General features: G+C 63.4%; 16 protein-coding genes. 13 read left to right on the forward strand and 3 right to left on the reverse strand.

Annotated elements, in window-relative coordinates:
• The 10 genes from B4C31_RS01405 to B4C31_RS01450 form a co-directional block, all read left to right on the forward strand.
• Positions 1 to 305: AAA family ATPase (locus B4C31_RS01405; RefSeq protein WP_414631822.1), on the forward strand; the 305-nt coding region annotated here is incomplete at its 5' end.
• A gap of 14 nt (positions 306 to 319) precedes the next feature.
• Positions 320 to 1,138, forward strand: coding sequence for a glutamate ABC transporter substrate-binding protein (locus B4C31_RS01410; RefSeq protein ID WP_291531037.1), 819 nt, complete (start codon positions 320 to 322; stop codon positions 1,136 to 1,138).
• Between the two features lies 1 nt (position 1,139).
• Positions 1,140 to 1,817, forward strand: a complete 678-nt coding sequence (locus B4C31_RS01415) for an amino acid ABC transporter permease (RefSeq protein WP_033506528.1) — start codon at positions 1,140 to 1,142, stop codon at positions 1,815 to 1,817.
• Positions 1,818 to 1,822: 5 nt separating this feature from the next.
• Entirely contained in the window at positions 1,823 to 3,010 is a 1,188-nt protein-coding gene (locus B4C31_RS01420) for an amino acid ABC transporter permease (protein WP_291531038.1), read from the forward strand.
• 151 nt (positions 3,011 to 3,161) lie between these two features.
• Complete coding sequence (locus B4C31_RS01425) at positions 3,162 to 4,178, forward strand: PPK2 family polyphosphate kinase (RefSeq protein ID WP_291531039.1); 1,017 nt, start codon at positions 3,162 to 3,164, stop codon at positions 4,176 to 4,178.
• A 47-nt stretch (positions 4,179 to 4,225) separates the two neighbouring features.
• Entirely contained in the window at positions 4,226 to 6,796 is a 2,571-nt protein-coding gene (locus B4C31_RS01430; RefSeq protein WP_291531040.1) for a DEAD/DEAH box helicase, read from the forward strand.
• 57 nt (positions 6,797 to 6,853) lie between these two features.
• Complete coding sequence (locus B4C31_RS01435; RefSeq protein WP_291531041.1) at positions 6,854 to 8,248, forward strand: replication-associated recombination protein A; 1,395 nt, start codon at positions 6,854 to 6,856, stop codon at positions 8,246 to 8,248.
• 2 nt (positions 8,249 to 8,250) lie between these two features.
• Complete coding sequence (locus B4C31_RS01440) at positions 8,251 to 8,988, forward strand: gamma-glutamyl-gamma-aminobutyrate hydrolase family protein (RefSeq protein WP_291531042.1); 738 nt, start codon at positions 8,251 to 8,253, stop codon at positions 8,986 to 8,988.
• A 216-nt stretch (positions 8,989 to 9,204) separates the two neighbouring features.
• A complete protein-coding gene (locus tag B4C31_RS01445) occupies positions 9,205 to 9,459 on the forward strand; it encodes a glutaredoxin domain-containing protein (RefSeq protein WP_204387271.1) in 255 nt (84 codons plus the stop codon).
• Between the two features lie 308 nt (positions 9,460 to 9,767).
• A complete protein-coding gene (locus tag B4C31_RS01450; RefSeq protein ID WP_291531046.1) occupies positions 9,768 to 11,198 on the forward strand; it encodes an MFS transporter in 1,431 nt (476 codons plus the stop codon).
• Between the two features lie 164 nt (positions 11,199 to 11,362).
• On the opposite strand, the gene B4C31_RS01455 is transcribed toward B4C31_RS01450, so the two are convergent.
• The gene (locus tag B4C31_RS01455; RefSeq protein WP_033509381.1) at positions 11,363 to 11,785 is read right to left on the reverse strand and encodes a hypothetical protein; all 423 of its coding nucleotides are present in this window, start codon (positions 11,783 to 11,785) and stop codon (positions 11,363 to 11,365) included.
• A 541-nt stretch (positions 11,786 to 12,326) separates the two neighbouring features.
• Between B4C31_RS01455 and B4C31_RS01460 the strand changes: the two genes are divergently transcribed.
• Positions 12,327 to 12,572, forward strand: coding sequence for a hypothetical protein (locus tag B4C31_RS01460; RefSeq protein ID WP_033509380.1), 246 nt, complete (start codon positions 12,327 to 12,329; stop codon positions 12,570 to 12,572).
• A 51-nt stretch (positions 12,573 to 12,623) separates the two neighbouring features.
• On the opposite strand, the gene B4C31_RS01465 is transcribed toward B4C31_RS01460, so the two are convergent.
• The gene (locus tag B4C31_RS01465) at positions 12,624 to 13,163 is read right to left on the reverse strand and encodes a putative immunity protein (protein ID WP_043169237.1); all 540 of its coding nucleotides are present in this window, start codon (positions 13,161 to 13,163) and stop codon (positions 12,624 to 12,626) included.
• A 472-nt stretch (positions 13,164 to 13,635) separates the two neighbouring features.
• Between B4C31_RS01465 and B4C31_RS01470 the strand changes: the two genes are divergently transcribed.
• On the forward strand, positions 13,636 to 14,079 hold the full coding sequence (locus B4C31_RS01470) for a GNAT family N-acetyltransferase (protein WP_043169235.1): 444 nt from the start codon (positions 13,636 to 13,638) through the stop codon (positions 14,077 to 14,079).
• Positions 14,080 to 14,160: 81 nt separating this feature from the next.
• Entirely contained in the window at positions 14,161 to 14,763 is a 603-nt protein-coding gene (locus B4C31_RS01475; RefSeq protein ID WP_291531043.1) for a GNAT family N-acetyltransferase, read from the forward strand.
• 157 nt (positions 14,764 to 14,920) lie between these two features.
• Here B4C31_RS01475 and B4C31_RS01480 read toward each other — a convergent pair whose 3' ends face one another.
• Positions 14,921 to 15,526, reverse strand: a complete 606-nt coding sequence (locus B4C31_RS01480; protein ID WP_291531044.1) for a DUF1349 domain-containing protein — start codon at positions 15,524 to 15,526, stop codon at positions 14,921 to 14,923.
• Between the last annotated feature and the right edge of the window lie 203 nt (positions 15,527 to 15,729).

Consider the following 15,729-nt stretch of genomic DNA (forward strand, 5'->3'; position numbering starts at 1 on the left):
AGCAGCGCGTGGCCATCGCTCGTGCCCTGGCCATGCGGCCGAAGGTCATGCTGTTCGACGAACCCACCTCCGCGCTCGACCCCGAGATGGTCAACGAGGTGCTGGACGTCATGGTCGAACTCGCCCACGAGGGCATGACGATGATCTGCGTCACCCACGAGATGGGCTTCGCCCGCAAGGCGGCCGACCGCATCGTGTTCATGGCCGACGGTCGGATCCTGGAATCCGGCACCCCGGACGAGTTCTTCGACCATCCGAAGACCGACCGCGCCAAGGACTTCCTCTCGAAGATCCTGACCCACTGACGGCGGAGGCGCGTATGAAGCAACACATCATCACCCGTGCGCTCGCCGCCGCGTGCGCCCTGGCCTGCGCGGTGTCGCTCGCCGGATGCGGCGCGAGCGAGGAAGGCAAGATTCGCATCGGCATCAAGTTCGACCAGCCGGGCCTGGGCTTCAAGAAGTCCGGCACCTACGTCGGCTTCGATGTGGACGTGGCCACGTACATCGCCGAGGAACTCGGCTACACCCGTGACGAGATCGTCTGGAAGGAGGCGCCGTCCGCGCAGCGTGAGGCCATGCTGCAGAACGGCGACGTCGACATGATCATCGCCACCTATTCGATCACCGACTCGCGCAAGGCGGTCGTGGACTTCGCCGGCCCGTACTTCGTGGCCGGCCAGGACCTGCTCGTGCGCGACGACGAGACCGAGATCAACGGCCCCGAGGACCTCAATGGCAAGCGCCTGTGCTCGGTGACCGGATCGACCTCCGCCGTGACCGTCAAGGAGAAGTTCGCCGACGAGGTGCAGCTGATGGAGCAGCCCGGCTACGCCGAATGCGCCACCGCGCTGTTCTCCGGCATCGTCGACGCGGTGACCACCGACGACATCATCCTGGCCGGCCTGGCCTCCGCCGCCCGCGGACAGCTCAAGGTGGTGGGCAAGCCGTTCACCCAGGAGTACTACGGCGTCGGCATCAAGAAGGGTCGGTCCGACTTCGCCGCCCAGATCAACGACGCCATCGAGAAGATGATCGAGGACGGCTCCTGGGGGCGTGCCATCGAGGTGAACACCGCAGGCACCGACTACAGTCCGAATCCCGACTACAATCCGCCGACGCCAACGGAAGGGGAGTGAGATGGATAATTTCCTTGCCTTGTTCGGCGAGTATGACGTGCTGGGCGCGTTCCTGGTGAACATCGAGCTGACCCTGTGGTCGGCCCTGTTCTCGCTGGTGCTCGGCGTCGTGCTCGTCATGATGCGCATCTCGCCGATCTCGTCGCTGCGGGCGGTGGCCGGCGGCTACGTGGAACTGTTCAAGAACATGCCGTTGACGATCATCATGGTGTTCATGGTGCTCGGCGCGTACGCGCAGCTGAAGCTGACGTTCTCCGACACGTTCGCCACGAACTTCTTCTGGCTCGCCGTGACCGGCCTGTCGCTGTACACGGCCGCGTTCGTCTGCGAGGCGCTGCGCTCCGGCATCAACACCGTGCCGCTCGGCCAGGCCGAGGCCGCGCGCGCCCTGGGTCTGAACTTCATGCAGTCGGCCGGGCTGATCATCCTGCCGCAGGCGTTCCGCGGCTCGGTGGCGCCGCTGGGCAACACGCTGATCGCGCTGCTGAAGAACTCCACGGTGGCCGCCGCGGCGTCCGTCTCCACCGAAACCTCGTCGTTGATGAGCGAGATGATCGAGTTCCACGCCGACGCCATCATCGAGATCTTCCTGATCTTCGCCATCGGATACGTGATCCTGATCATCCCGATCGGCATCCTGACCACGTACCTGTCCAACAAGCTTGCGGTGAGGAGGTGAGCGCCATGGCATCCACATCCAAGAAGAACGAAAGCTCGGTGCTGTTCGATCAGCCGGGCCCCAAAGGGCTGCGGAGAATCCGCGTCGCCAACATCATCGCCGCGGCGGTGTTCGCCGTGGTGCTGGTGCTTATCCTCATGCGTCTGGCGGCACCGCCGGACGGCGAGAACCAGTTGAGCTGGGAGCTGTGGAAGCCGGCGCTCGAACCCGAGGCATGGACCGACTTCTATCTGCCGGGCCTGTGGATGACGCTGCAGGCCTCGATCCTGGCCGTCGTCGGGGCCGTGGCGTTCGGCCTGGTCTTCGGCATCGGGCGTCTGCTGCCGAACCCGCTGCTGCGCGGCATCTCCGCCGTGGTCGTGGAGTTCTGCCGCGCGGTCCCCGTGCTGCTGATGATGATCTTCTTCTGGCGTGGGTTTGCGTTCCTCGGCATCGGCAACTCGTCGTACTGGGCCGTGGTGTTGGCGCTCGTGCTGTACAACGGGTCGGTGGTGGCCGAGCTGGTACGCTCCGGCGTCGGCAATCTGCCGAGCGGCCAGCGCGAGGCGTCGCTGGCGCTGGGACTGACCGAGACCCAGTCGCTGATGCAGATCGAGGTGCCGCAGGCCGTGTTCGCCATGCTGCCCGCAGCGGTGACCCAGCTGGTGGTGGTGTTGAAGGACACCGCGCTCGGCTCGATCATCATGTACACCGATCTGCTGCAGGAATCGCGCCGACTCGGTTCGATGTACTTCAACATCCTGCAGACGCTGGTGGTGGCCGCGGTGATTTATTTCGTGTTCTGCTGGCTGCTGTCACGTCTGGCCGAATGGCTGCCGGAGAAGATGCGTCAGCGCACGGCCGCGCCGACCGAGGCCGAGGCCGTGGCGCCGATCGCGATCATGGACCCGTCCAACGTCAACCAGATCGCCGTGGCCAAGGAGGTGGACGAGAAGATGTTCACTGCCGGTGCCGGACCGCGCCAGTACCATGTGCACCACCGAGGTTCGAATGCCTCGATCCGCGAATGGCGTCGCACTCGGTACATGCAGGGTTACGACGAGACGCATCCCGAAAGCCAGATCGACCCGCAGACCATGGAATTCCCCGAGTTGGGCGAACTGTTCAAGGTCAAGCCGAAGGACGGCAAGGACGCAAAGCCGGGCAGGCCCGGTGATTCCAGCAATCCCGTCGAACCGGCCCAGGGCAGCTGATCGCGTCCTCGGTGCCCGGGCCGACTTCTGTTCCCAACGCCTCCCGCCGCAAGGATCGTCATCCGACCATCCTTACGGCGGGAGGCGTTCCCATATCCGTGATTACAGCCCGTGGAATCCGCGACAGCGGAACCCGGGCTAGACTGGCCTCATGGGCAAGGACAATAAAGACGTCAAAGGCACCAAGGCGCGCAAGGACGACCGTGGGCAGCGGTTCATCGACAAGGCGCTGGATGCGGCGCTCGACAGCGTCAACAGCATCGACAACAGCGGCACGCTCTCCGAACGCATGGCCCGTGCCGCCAAATCCAGCGATCTGTTGAGCATGGTGTGGTCGCTGCCGCCCGCGCAACGGCTCATGTTCCATGCCGGCATGCGCGTGGACGAGGTCGATACCGCCGGTACGCCGGGCTTCGAGGGCGGGCGTGAGGACGGCGAACGCTTCATCGATATCAGCTCCAGCGAGATCGCCCGTTTCCAGAAGCTGCTGTACGCCAACGGCGTCAAGGGCGTGCGCCGCAGGCTGCTCATCGTGTTGCAGGGCATGGACGCCTCCGGCAAGGGCGGCATCGTACGGCATGTGTTCCGGCAGGGCGACCCGATGGGCATCCACTACCACGGTTTCGGCAAACCCAACGAGGAGGAGCTGTCGCACGATTTCCTGTGGCGTGTCAGACGCGAGCTGCCGCGGCCCGGATGGATCGCCGTGTTTGATCGCTCGCACTACGAGGACGTGGTGATGCCGCATGTCTACGGCACGTACCCGGAGGACGTGTGGCGGGCCCGATATGACGAGATCAACCGGTTCGAACGCGAACTGGTGACCGACGGGTGCACAATCCTGAAGATTTTCCTGGTGGTGGGCCGCGACGAGCAGAAGCGGCACTTCCTCGGTCGCCTGGAGGACCCGACCAAGTTCTGGAAATTCGACGAGAGCGATCTGGACGCCCGCGAACGCTGGGACGAGTATATGGCGGCCTGGCAGGAGGTGTTCGAGAAGACGTCCACCCCCGCCGCCCCGTGGTACCTGGTCCCCGCCGATAACCGCTGGTATGCGCGGGCCGTGGTCTCCGAACTGCTGCGTACGGCGCTGAAGAACATGAACCTGACCTGGCCGCCGCTTGAGGTCGATCCCAGCGCCGTGCGCCGCCGTCTCGAAGCCGAGTGAATCGTCAGCCACTCCGTCGGTAGGAGCCGACGGATAGACTCGAAGATATGACAGAGGAACAGGGACATGACGCGGCCTACGGGTCGTTGGGGGCGTTGGCGCCCGACTGGTACGGCGGCGGGCGCAACATCGACACCGACGAGATCTACGAGCGCTTCTTCGGTTGGGTCGAGGACGTCAAGGGCGTCCAGCCGTGGCCGCATCAGGAGGAGGCCATCATGGACCTGCTCGCCGGCGACCATGTGATCCTGAACACCCCGACGGGCTCCGGCAAGTCGCTGGTGGCGCTCGCCATGCACTTCGCCGCGCTGTGCACCGGCCGGCGCTCCTACTACACCGCGCCGATCAAGGCGTTGGTCTCCGAGAAGTTCTTCGACCTGGTCGAAGCCTTCGGGCGCGACTACGTGGGCATGATCACCGGCGATACGCATATCAACGCGGACGCGCCGATCATCTGCTGCACGGCTGAGATCCTGGCCAACCAGGCGCTGCGCGAGGGCCGTCATGCCGACGTCGGCTGCGTGGCCATGGACGAATTCCACTACTACGGCGATTCGGAACGCGGCTGGGCCTGGCAGGTGCCGCTGCTGACCCTGCCGCGCACCCAGTTTCTGCTGATGAGCGCCACCCTCGGCAACGTCGACGCCATCGCCGACAAACTCGAGGACATGACCGACACCGACGTCGACATCATCGCCGACGCGCCCCGGCCGGTCCCGCTGTCCTACGAATACACCGACAAACCGCTAGAACACACCGTCGAACTGCTGTTCAACCGGCACGAGACGCCGATTTACGTCGTCCACTTCTCCCAGGACGCGGCGCTGACCACCGCGCAGGCGCTCGCCTCCACCGGCGTCTCCAACCGCGAACAGCGCGAGGCCATCGCCGAGGCGATGAAGGGCACGCGCTTCACCACCGCATTCGGCAAGATCCTGCAGCGGCTGCTGAAAACCGGCGTCGGCATCCACCATGCCGGTATGCTGCCGCGCTACCGCCGGTTGGTCGAACAACTCGCCCAGCAGGGGCTGCTGCCGGTCATCTGCGGCACGGATACGCTCGGCGTCGGCATCAACGTGCCGATCCATTCGGTGGTGCTTACGGCGCTCACCAAATTCGACGGTTCCCGGATGCGCCGCCTGCGTGCCCGCGAATTCCACCAGATCGCCGGGCGCGCCGGCCGCATGGGCTTCGATACCGAAGGCCTGGTGGTGGCCGAGGCCCCCGAATTCGAGATCGAGAATGCGCGCGCCGTCGCCAAAGCCGGCAACGACTCGAAGAAGCTCAAGAAGATCAAGCGCAAGAAGGCGCCCGAGGGGTTCGTGACGTGGAACGAGAACACGTTCGACAAGCTCATCGACGCCGCACCCGAAACGTTGGTGCCGCATCTGCGGATCACCCACTCGATGGTGCTCAACGAGGTGGCGCAGGGCGGCGACGCACGCCGCCGCGTGGACCGGCTCATCGACGACTCGCAGCAGACCGCCGAGCAGAAGGAGCAGCTGCACGAGCGGGCCGACGAGATCTTCGCCACGCTGTTCGACTCCGGCGTCATCGAGACCGAGGACCGCGATGACGGCGGCAAGGACTACTTCACCACCGTGGACGTGCCCGAGGATTTCGCGCTCGACCAGCCGCTGAGCCCGTTCCTGCTCGCCGCGCTCGAACTGCTCGACCCCGAATCCGAAAGCTACGCGCTCGACGTGATCTCCATGGTGGAGGCCACGCTGGAGGACCCCAAGCAGGTGCTGCGCGCCCAGGAGCGTCAGGCGCGTGACGCGGCCATGGCCGCGATGAAGGACGAGGGGCTGGACTACGACGAACGCATGGAGCGTCTGGCCGAGGTCACCTACCCGAAACCGCTTGAAGACCTGCTCGACGCCGCATTTCGCCAGTACCGGCACGACGTGCCGTGGGCCAACGACTACTGGCTGAGCCCCAAGTCGGTGGTGCGCGACATGGTGGAGACCGCCTCCGACTTCACCGGATACATCGCGCGTTACAACATCGCCCGTTCCGAGGGCACGTTGCTGCGGTACCTGTCGGACGCGTACCGCGCGTTGTCCCGCACCGTGCCGTTCGAGAAACGCGACGAGCAGCTGCGCGACATCATCGCCTGGCTGCGCGTGGTCGTCCGTTCGATCGACTCCAGCCTGGTGGACGAGTGGGAGAACGCAGGCGCCGCGGCCGATGCGGAGACCGCCGCGCTCAATGCGGCCGCCCCGGGTGCCAGGGACGCCGTGGTGGAGGACCGCCGCGGACTGACCGTACTGGTGCGCAACGCGATGTTCCGCCGCGTGCAGCTCATGGACCTGGACCGACCCGAGGAGCTCGGCGCGCTCGACAAGGACTGGGGCTACGGCGTGCACGAGTGGGAGGACGCGCTCGACGACTACTACGACGCGCACGAATACGTGAACACCGACGCGCAGGCGCGTTCCGCCGAGCTGTTCATGCTGGACGACTCGCATGAGCGCGACGAGCACACCTGGAAGGTGCGGCAGATCATCGACGACTCCGACGGCGACCACGACTGGGCCATCGAAGGTATCGTGGACCTGAACGCCACGCAGGACAGCGGTGAGGTGGTCTTCCATGACTACCGCGTGGGCGACTGACGCGCCGCCGACACGTATTCGAACAACAGTTCGAATGATGCGAGTACACTGATGGCTATGACCGATGACGCCGACCTGTTCGCCGCGACCGACGCGCCCGAGGATGTGACCCGTCCGCTTGCCGTGCGCATGCGCCCCGCCACGCTCGACGAGGTGGTGGGGCAGGACCACGTGCTGGGGCCCGGCTCGCCGCTGCGCCGACTGGCGAACCCCGCATCGAAGGGGTCGCTGACCGCGCCCAGCTCGATCATCCTGTTCGGTCCGCCCGGCGTGGGTAAGACCACGCTGGCCTACATCGTGGCCAAACAGTCCGGTCGCGTGTTCGAGGAACTCTCGGCTGTGACCTCCGGCGTCAAGGATGTGCGCGCCGTGCTCGACCGCGCGCACCGGCGTCTCGTCGCCGAAGGCAAGGAGACCGTGCTGTTCATCGACGAGGTGCACCGCTTCTCCAAATCCCAGCAGGATGCGCTGCTGCCCAGCGTGGAGAACCGTGATGTCACCTTCATCGCCGCCACCACCGAGAACCCGAGTTTCTCCGTCATCAAACCGTTGCTCAGCCGGTCCGTGGTCGTCAAGCTCGAATCGCTCGAACCCGATGACCTGAAAACCCTCATCGACCGGGCCCTGAACGACGCCCGTGGGCTCAAAGGCGAGGTCAAGGCCACCGATGAGGCCATCGACGAGATTGTGCGCATGGCCGGCGGCGACGCGCGCAAGACCCTGACCATCCTGGAGGCCGCCGCCGGGGCGATGACCGGCGACACGGCGCGAAAGAAGGGCGCACGCCGCCCGATCATCACCCCCGAGGTTGTCAGCCAGGTCATGGACGTGGCCACCGTGCGGTACGACAAGGGCGGCGACGACCACTACGACGTCATCTCCGCATTCATCAAATCGATGCGCGGCTCGGACGTCGACGCCGCACTGCACTATCTGGCCCGCATGATCCGCGCGGGGGAGGACCCACGGTTCATCGCCCGGCGCATCATGATCGCCGCCGCCGAGGAGGTCGGCATGGCCGCCCCGCAGATCCTGGAGGTCACGGTGGCCGCCGCGCAGGCAGTGGCCATGATCGGCATGCCCGAGGCACGTATCATCCTGGCGGAGGCCACCGTGGCCGTGGCCACCGCGCCCAAATCCAACGCCAGCTACCTGGCCATCGACCAAGCGCTCGCCGACGTGGACGCCGGGCGCATCGGCGAGGTGCCGCTGCACCTCAGGAACGCGCCGACCAAGCTGATGAAGGACTGGGGCAACCATGAGGGCTACCGGTACGCGCACGACTGGCCGGGCGCCGTGGCGCCGCAGCAGTACATGCCGGACGAACTCGTGGGCCGCGAATACTATCATCCGAATGATCGTGGCTATGAGCATGAGGTGAAGCCGAGGCTGGACCGCATCCGCGCCATCCTGCACGCCGAAGGGCCGCAGGCCGGAACTAACAAGGAGTGAATATGAACAACCGACCCCTGATCGGCGTGGTGCCGCTGATGGACTACAAGTTGGAGAGCCTGTGGATGCTGCCGGGGTATATGGACGGCATCACGGAGGCGGGCGGCACGCCCGTCATGCTGCCGTTGACCGAAGACCCGGACGTGATCCGCCAATTGGTCGCCCTGTGCGACGGCTTCCTGGTCACGGGCGGGCAGGACGTGGCACCGGAGATGTACGGCGAGACCGCGTCGCCCGAATACCTGGCGATGAATCCGGAGCTGAGTCCGGAACTCGACCGCATGGAGGCGCTGCTGATTCCCGAGATCATCGCCACAGACACCCCGATGCTCGGCATCTGCCGCGGCGTCCAGATCTTGAACGCCGTGCTCGGCGGCACGATGTGGCACGACCTGCCCACCGAACTGCCCAGCGATGTGGAACACCACATGCCGAACCCGCCGTACGATCTGCTCGGGCATGAGGTCGATCTGGTCCCCGGCACACCGCTCGCCGACCTGATGGAGGCTTCCGGAGAGGGCCGTCGCATCGCGGTGAACAGCTACCATCACCAGGCGGTGCGCGAGGTCGCCGACGAACTGGCCGTGATGGCCAAGGCCGACGATGGCGTGATCGAGGCGCTGTACCGCCCCGGCTCGCGGTTCTGCTGGGGTGTGCAGTGGCATCCCGAATTCCTGCACAAGGTCGATGCCCGCAGCCGTATGATTTTCAAGGCGTTCGTGGACGCGGCGTGTTCCTGATTTTGCGAGGAATCTCCCGCCCTGTCGCGCGGGGTTACGCCGGCAGCGTGGCATGGCCGCATGCGGGCCGGCGGCGGGTACGATGAACGGAGCGCCGTCGATGGCGGATAGCCGCCGTTGCCGTTGAACCGACGCGACGCATGACAGGTGGCGCCAGGACGCGTGATACCAAGACGTGCGGCATATGCCGTGCGGCGCATGAGACAAGGAGGAGCTATGACATCCGCAATCGAATTCTACGGTGCACAATGGTGCGGCGACTGCCGCCGCGCCAAGCAGGTGCTGGACCGCTACCACGTGGACTACAACCACCACGACATCGAATCCGAGGAGGGCGCGGCCGAGAAGGCCGAGCAGATCAGCGGCCAGAAGCATATCCCGGTGCTGTTGTTCGAGGACGGTACGGTGTTCGTGGAGCCGACGAACCCGCAGCTGACCGGCAAGCTCAAGGAACTGGGCCTTATCGAGTAGCATGCGATGCGGGTCGCCCGCTCGCACGCGCCTCCTATGGTCATATCCTCGAGTATGAGCCGTTTCTGGACTGTGATGTTCCGCCTGTGTAGATGTGGCGCATTCGTGTAGACGGAGATGGACGGCCTGTCGGTCACGGCGGCCGTCCATTTGTATATTCCAACATATGAAATATGGTGGGGTGTTCGGTTACACTCTTCTGTCGGCCCGTTCAGAGTGGGAGCTGATAGTTGAGGAGTAAAAGAGTAGTGAACACCCGTGAGACAACGAACATTGCCGGGGGAGTGGCGATTGACGAGCGCATCCCGATGAAGCTGATCGGGGCGATTGTGGCGGTCGGATCGCTGGCCTTCATCGGCATCCTGACCGAAACCGTCATGACCGTGCTGTTCCCGCAGCTGATGCGGGAATTCAATGTGGACACCGCCACCGTGCAGTGGATCACCACCATCTACCTGCTGGCCGTGGCGGCCACCATGCCGCTGTCGTCGTTCATCAAACGACGGTTCAGGAACAAGACGATTTTCGTTGCCGCCGTGGTGCTGGCCGTGCTGGGCTCGCTGATCATGATCGTGGCGCAGGCGTTCCCGCTGATCCTCGCCGCGCGCGTGATCCAGGGCATCGGTTCGGGCATGGCCACGCCGCTGATGATGAACATCATCCTGGAACAGTCGCCGCGCTCCAAGGTGGGGCGGCTGATGGGCGTCGGCTCGCTGGTGATCACCGTGGCGCCGGCCATCGGCCCGACCGTCGGCGGTGCGGTGACCAGCGTGCTGCCGTGGCGGGCGATCTTCGTGATCGTGATCCCGATCATCCTGCTGATCTCGCTGCCGGTTGGCCTGAAGTGCATCCAGCAGAAGCACCCGACCGAGGACGCCGTGCTCAACCCGCTGCAGTTCGTGGCGATCGTGCTGGCGCTGTGCGGTCTGATCATGTTCCTCAACCAGGCCGGCGTGGCGGTCGGCGCGGCCGTCAGCGGCGGCGAGGTGATGATGCCCGCGCTGATCGCCGTGGTGAGCCTGGTGGTGGGCGTCGGCTCGCTGCTGTTCTTCGGATGGTCGTCGCGGCGGTCGTTCTCGCCGCTGATTCGGTTGGGATTCCTGCGCAACCGCATTGTGCTGCTGCACCTGCTGCCGTATGCGATCCTGCCGATGGTGGGCATCGGCTTCGGCTATGTGATTACCAATCTGGCGCAGCTGTCGCTGGGCACCGACGCGTTCGTGGCTGGCGCGCTGGTGTTGCCGGGTGCACTGATCGGAGCCTTCTGCGCTCCGATCGGCGGCATGCTGTATGACAAATTCGGTCCAACCCGACCGATCCTGACCGCGTTCAGTGTGGCGACGATCGCCACGGTGCTGCTGCTCGTGTGTTCGATGCACCTGACGCCGGCGTTGCTGGCGGGACTGTATTTCATCTTCGGACTGAGCTATGCGCTCGAATTCTCGAATATCATGACCAGCGCGCTGCGCGAGGTGCCGCCGGCGTTTACCCCGGACGGCAACGCCGTGTTCCAGACCTCCATGCAGTTTGGCGGCGCGGCCGGCACCGCGTTGTTCTCCACCATCCTGTCGGTGGCGCAGGCCGGTGCCGGTAAGGAGGGGTCGCCGGAGTTTGCGCATGCCACTGCGGTCGGCGGTGCCTGGACCTTCGCCGTCATGACCGCCATCTGCGCCCTGTCCGTGGTCTGCCTGGCCATGGCCTTCCGGCTGCGGGGCCGGGCGTCCCGCTTCACCCACTGACGGAGTTGGCGACCGTGCCAGCGGCGGTTGACGCCGTCGGGCGTCCCGCTCCACCCGCTGACGGAGTAGCCTGCGGCAAAAGTAAGGGCCGGTTTCCAACGCGCCATTGCGTCGGAAACCGGCCCTCATCTATCTCTCTGCTCTCTCAGCCCCTGGCGTTGGGATCAGTACTCGTTGGCGCCTTCGCCCTCCCACTTGACGTTGATGCCGCGCTGATAGTGCAGGAACATGTCGGCACCATAGCGGTCGACCGGACGGTGCGTGAAGAGCATACGGATCGCGAACGCAGTCTGCACGTCATACGGCAGATCCAGGAACGCCTGATGCGCATCCCAGTAGGGCACGGTGCAGATGGCGGCGTCCGGCACATAGGCGTAGCCATAGCCATCCTCGTTCACGTAGCCCATGAACGGCAGATCCCAGGCGTCATGCAGGGTGAGCTGCTGCTTGAAGTCCTCGACCTGAGCCAGGGCCTCGTCGCTGATGCCCAGCTCCTTGGCCACCTTGTTGGCGGCCGCGGTCTTGGCGGCGGCGTCCTGACCGAACATCGAGAGGTTGACGGTGATGACCTTCTTATCGTCTGCCATGGTTCTTGCCTTTCTGTCATCGCGTCGCCGCGATGACTGGTGTTGTGTTCGTTTCGTCGGGTGAAACGAACATTTTATGTTGTGAACTTCACAAGAAGTCTGTGGTGTCCGCCGTATGGCTTACGTGTTTAACAATAGCACCTTCGTGACGGGGAAAATCAAGTGAACATGCGATTGTTTGCGTTATCGGGAGCTTTGGACGCGCGTTTTCCGCGGAATTTCAGGCCGCAAAAAATCGTGTTATTTTTTGAAAACGAAACACGAGTGATGTTCATTCGTGTCGTGTTTGAATAATGTGTTGTTTGGTCGGGGCATTTGTGAATTGCGCGTGCTGTTTCGTGATGGAACGTGCGAATTTGGTCTAACGGAGCGGGCCGGGGCGATGGGGGATACCCGTAATCCTTAAGGATGAGTGACGTGGCGGTACGTCAAGCCGGAATATGAAAGGTCATTCCGACGCATGAATGAGAATCGGCGCGATATGCGGGATGCTGAAGTCATACAACAACGATTCGGACTCATCGACGACCAGGAAGGGAATATGACCATGTTGGATCTCAATCTGTTCTCGCAAATGGGACTGCTGGTGTTGGGCGGTCCGATGCTGCTGATGGGGTTGGCGTCATTCGGCGTGGCCGGCATCGCCTATGGCGTGCGGACGCTCCGCCATCAGCAAGGCTGGTCGGAGGGGCCGGCCCGTCCGATGGTGTTCCTGGGCATGCTGCTGACGCTGGTTGGCGGCGTCATTGCCGGCCCGGCGTTGCTGGAATTGACGGCGTTGCTGTAGTTGCCGTGCGTCTGCGCGGTTATCTGCGTTAGCGGCGTCGCCAACCTCGTCTCAGCAGTTCCACCGCACCTTGACAGGGTGCGGCTCATTCTCAACGGCCGCATGCCGCAATGACGCGATGATCCGATCGAATTCCATATCCGCCAGACGCTCATACTCAGCCGAGTCGGCGGATAGCCCGGCCTGGTCGTACGCCGCGGCCGCCGCGCCATAGAAGGCGAAGCCAAGGGCATTCGTCGGCGTCTGAATCACACCGCAGGCCGTGCTGATGGCACGGGCGGCGGCCTGCGCCACCGGGTCGGCGTCACCTGTCTCGCGGGCGGCGGCCAGCGCCGCTCTCAATGCGGGCTTGGCGTCCTTCAGTGTGGCGTTGCCGTCGGCACAGGCGATCGCCTGCTTGATGGCCGTGGCGAACCGGTCGTCCACGGGCTGTCCTGAGCGGCGGCGGCTTAGTATCGGCAGATACCGTTCCTCGGCGTATGCGGCAGCCCAACGACCCAACGTGGAGGCGCTCTGCGTATCGATCAGCGCCATCAGCGCCTTGGCCCGCGGCCCGGTGGGATCGCCCAGCATCTTGCGCAGCTTGGCCATGTCATGCTCCTTCGCCGAATCATTGACGCCATGGTGGTATTTCCATCGTATCGCGCTGCATGTGTGAGGGCGGCGCTGCGGGGCATTCTCGCATTGGCGGACATTCCTACTCGTATCGTGCCGGATGCTTTCCCCGCCGAGGACATCCTTGCGCTGACGGACATTTCCGTTCGTATCACGTCAGCTGTTTCCTGCCGAATGCATCCTTGTATTATCGGGCATTCCCCACCGGCTGCTGTCGGACACTGAGGTCTTCAGTGGGCGGGTTCACGCTTCAGTGGGCGGGTGGTTGACGACATGCGCCGTCACCTAACCGGCGGAATGTCTTGATTGCTGAGCCTTCGGACTTTGGCCGTCCATGATGACCCGCCCACTGAACGCATAATCCGCCCACTGAGTCGTGTCCTGGCTGAGATTGGCGAACCGTATGATGGATTGTTGATCGAATGTGTCCGTGAGATGGTGAACCGCTATGGAAATCAGAGAGATAACCGGTGATAGGAAGCGTTTCCTTCCATTGCTGCTGCTCGCCGATGAACAGGAGAGCATGGTGGGCCGATATCTTGAGCGTGGCGTCATGTATGTGCTTGACGATAATGGCGTGAAAGCCGAATGCGTGGTAACGGATGAGGGCGATGGCGTTCTGGAGATCAAAAACATCGCCGTCGTTCCGGAATGTCACGGGCTCGGATACGGGAGGGCCTTGCTCGATTTTGTGGCGCGAACGTATAAGGGGCGATATTCCGTACTGCAGGTCGGCACGGGCGACAGCCCTCTGACGATACCGTTCTATGAGAAGTGCGGTTTCGTTCGCTCCCATAGGATCGAGCATTTCTTCACGGATCATTACGATCATCCGATTATCGAATGCGGCGTTCGGCTGGTGGATATGATTGTTCTGCGCAAGGAACTGTGATCCCCGTCAATGGTCGGTTATTGCGGAACAAATCCGAGGAAAGGAGCCTGCATGTCGCTGAATACCGTGTGTCTGCGGCCGATGCGGCGTGCGGACATCGATGCACTGGTCGATCTGCTGCGCCGCACCTGGTATGCCGATGGCGAACCTCAGGTACAGACCATGGTGGCTCGCGCCGATCTGGAGTTTTGCCTGGCCCGCACCACCACGGCCATCGTGGCGGAATATCGAGGGCGTGCGGTAGGCGTGGCGCTCGGGCATATCAACCGAAAGACTGGCGGGCGTTTTCCTGTGAATCGCCACCATAAGGCCGCCTGCAAGGCCATGCTCCGACTGATGCGTACCACCGAAGGCCGCCGGGGTGCCCATGAATTGATGGCGCTCGGTGTGGAAGGCGAGCTGATGTCCGCCACCGCACGACGGCAGGGTCATACCTATGACGCCGAGGTGATTCTGCTGATCCTCGACCGTATGATGCAGGGCTCGGGCGTTGGTGCCCGGCTGTTCGATGGCATGGAACAGGCGTTCCGCCAAGCCGGTGCGCAGCGGTACTTCCTGTACACCAACACGGGCTGCAACGTGGGCTTCTATGATCACCGAGGGTTGACTCGTCGCATCGAACGTACCGTTCCAGGCAAAGACGGATCCGCCACCACCTACTACCTCTACGATTCTGTGTTGTGAGCGTTCTGCAACATCCCCAAATTCTTGAGCGTTTTTGATTTTGTTACCGAACAGTGTTCCGCATGCATTGATTTTGCTGCGAAGCACTCGCTTGGTTTTGCCTGTTGTGTTACAAGTTGCTCTTAGGAGATGTCGGGTTGTCGATTTGTATTGATAATCACTCGGCGTCGGGTTGCTGCCCGTCGTGCGCCCGCCACTGGCAGTCCGTCATCCGCATGTTCGTGAAGACCGCGGTGAAGGAGGAATCCTCCGGCGAACAGGCGTAGATGCCGAACCGGATGGTGTCGTCGCCCTTGGCCATATGGCAGATACGCATCTGCGAGAAGTTGACGCCGTCCTGCGAACATTCGATGCAGTAGTCGTCCTCGCGACGGCTGAACCGGTACCACATGGACTTGATGGTGGCGGGAATGGCCGTGGTCGCCCAGTCGGAGTAGCCGTTGTTCGTCACCACGCTGCCCAAGTGCTGGAACTCGTCATTCTCGTATTCGATGGAGCCCTTCAGCCAGTTCTCGCTATCGAGATACATCACCACGCCGCACTGGTCGAAACGGTGATGGCTTCCGGAGAAATCGGTTTTCACCACAAAGCTGAAATACCGCTCAGCGGTCTCCATCTGCAGGACCGGGGCGTTGTCGTTGCGGAAATGGTAATAGGTGCGCTGCCACAGGTCCGTGTGCGGCGCGGTGGTGATCTCGATGCGATCGTTGCCGATGACGTAGTCCTTCGGCTCGCGTGTCCACGAGAATGCACTGGTATCCATGATGACCTCCACTCGACGGCAAGCATGTATGTATATCAAGGATATACGTTTCCGCGGTTACGATCTGGGTTGTGCCTGATGTTTTGCGCAAATGTGGCCTGATCCGTCGTCGGGGGAATGACTTCAGTCGGTTGATTGTATGATGCCGTCGAGCCGGGACATGTCCAGGTAGCGGCGTGCGCTCCATTGGTTGGCGGTGACGT

The organism is Bifidobacterium sp. UBA4282, assembly GCF_002394995.1.
GTDB lineage: Bacteria > Actinomycetota > Actinomycetes > Actinomycetales > Bifidobacteriaceae > Bifidobacterium > Bifidobacterium pullorum_B.

Coding starts and splice junctions, on each gene's coding strand:
- B4C31_RS01410 (WP_291531037.1), top strand. CDS start 320: ATGAAGCAACACATCATCACCCGTGCGCTCGCCGCCGCGTGCGCCCTG.
- B4C31_RS01415 (WP_033506528.1), top strand. CDS start 1,140: ATGGATAATTTCCTTGCCTTGTTCGGCGAGTATGACGTGCTGGGCGCG.
- B4C31_RS01420 (WP_291531038.1), top strand. CDS start 1,823: ATGGCATCCACATCCAAGAAGAACGAAAGCTCGGTGCTGTTCGATCAG.
- B4C31_RS01425 (WP_291531039.1), top strand. CDS start 3,162: ATGGGCAAGGACAATAAAGACGTCAAAGGCACCAAGGCGCGCAAGGAC.
- B4C31_RS01430 (WP_291531040.1), top strand. CDS start 4,226: ATGACAGAGGAACAGGGACATGACGCGGCCTACGGGTCGTTGGGGGCG.
- B4C31_RS01435 (WP_291531041.1), top strand. CDS start 6,854: ATGACCGATGACGCCGACCTGTTCGCCGCGACCGACGCGCCCGAGGAT.
- B4C31_RS01440 (WP_291531042.1), top strand. CDS start 8,251: ATGAACAACCGACCCCTGATCGGCGTGGTGCCGCTGATGGACTACAAG.
- B4C31_RS01445 (WP_204387271.1), top strand. CDS start 9,205: ATGACATCCGCAATCGAATTCTACGGTGCACAATGGTGCGGCGACTGC.
- B4C31_RS01450 (WP_291531046.1), top strand. CDS start 9,768: ATGAAGCTGATCGGGGCGATTGTGGCGGTCGGATCGCTGGCCTTCATC.
- B4C31_RS01455 (WP_033509381.1), bottom strand. CDS start 11,785: ATGGCAGACGATAAGAAGGTCATCACCGTCAACCTCTCGATGTTCGGT.
- B4C31_RS01460 (WP_033509380.1), top strand. CDS start 12,327: ATGACCATGTTGGATCTCAATCTGTTCTCGCAAATGGGACTGCTGGTG.
- B4C31_RS01465 (WP_043169237.1), bottom strand. CDS start 13,163: ATGGCCAAGCTGCGCAAGATGCTGGGCGATCCCACCGGGCCGCGGGCC.
- B4C31_RS01470 (WP_043169235.1), top strand. CDS start 13,636: ATGGAAATCAGAGAGATAACCGGTGATAGGAAGCGTTTCCTTCCATTG.
- B4C31_RS01475 (WP_291531043.1), top strand. CDS start 14,161: ATGCGGCGTGCGGACATCGATGCACTGGTCGATCTGCTGCGCCGCACC.
- B4C31_RS01480 (WP_291531044.1), bottom strand. CDS start 15,526: ATGGATACCAGTGCATTCTCGTGGACACGCGAGCCGAAGGACTACGTC.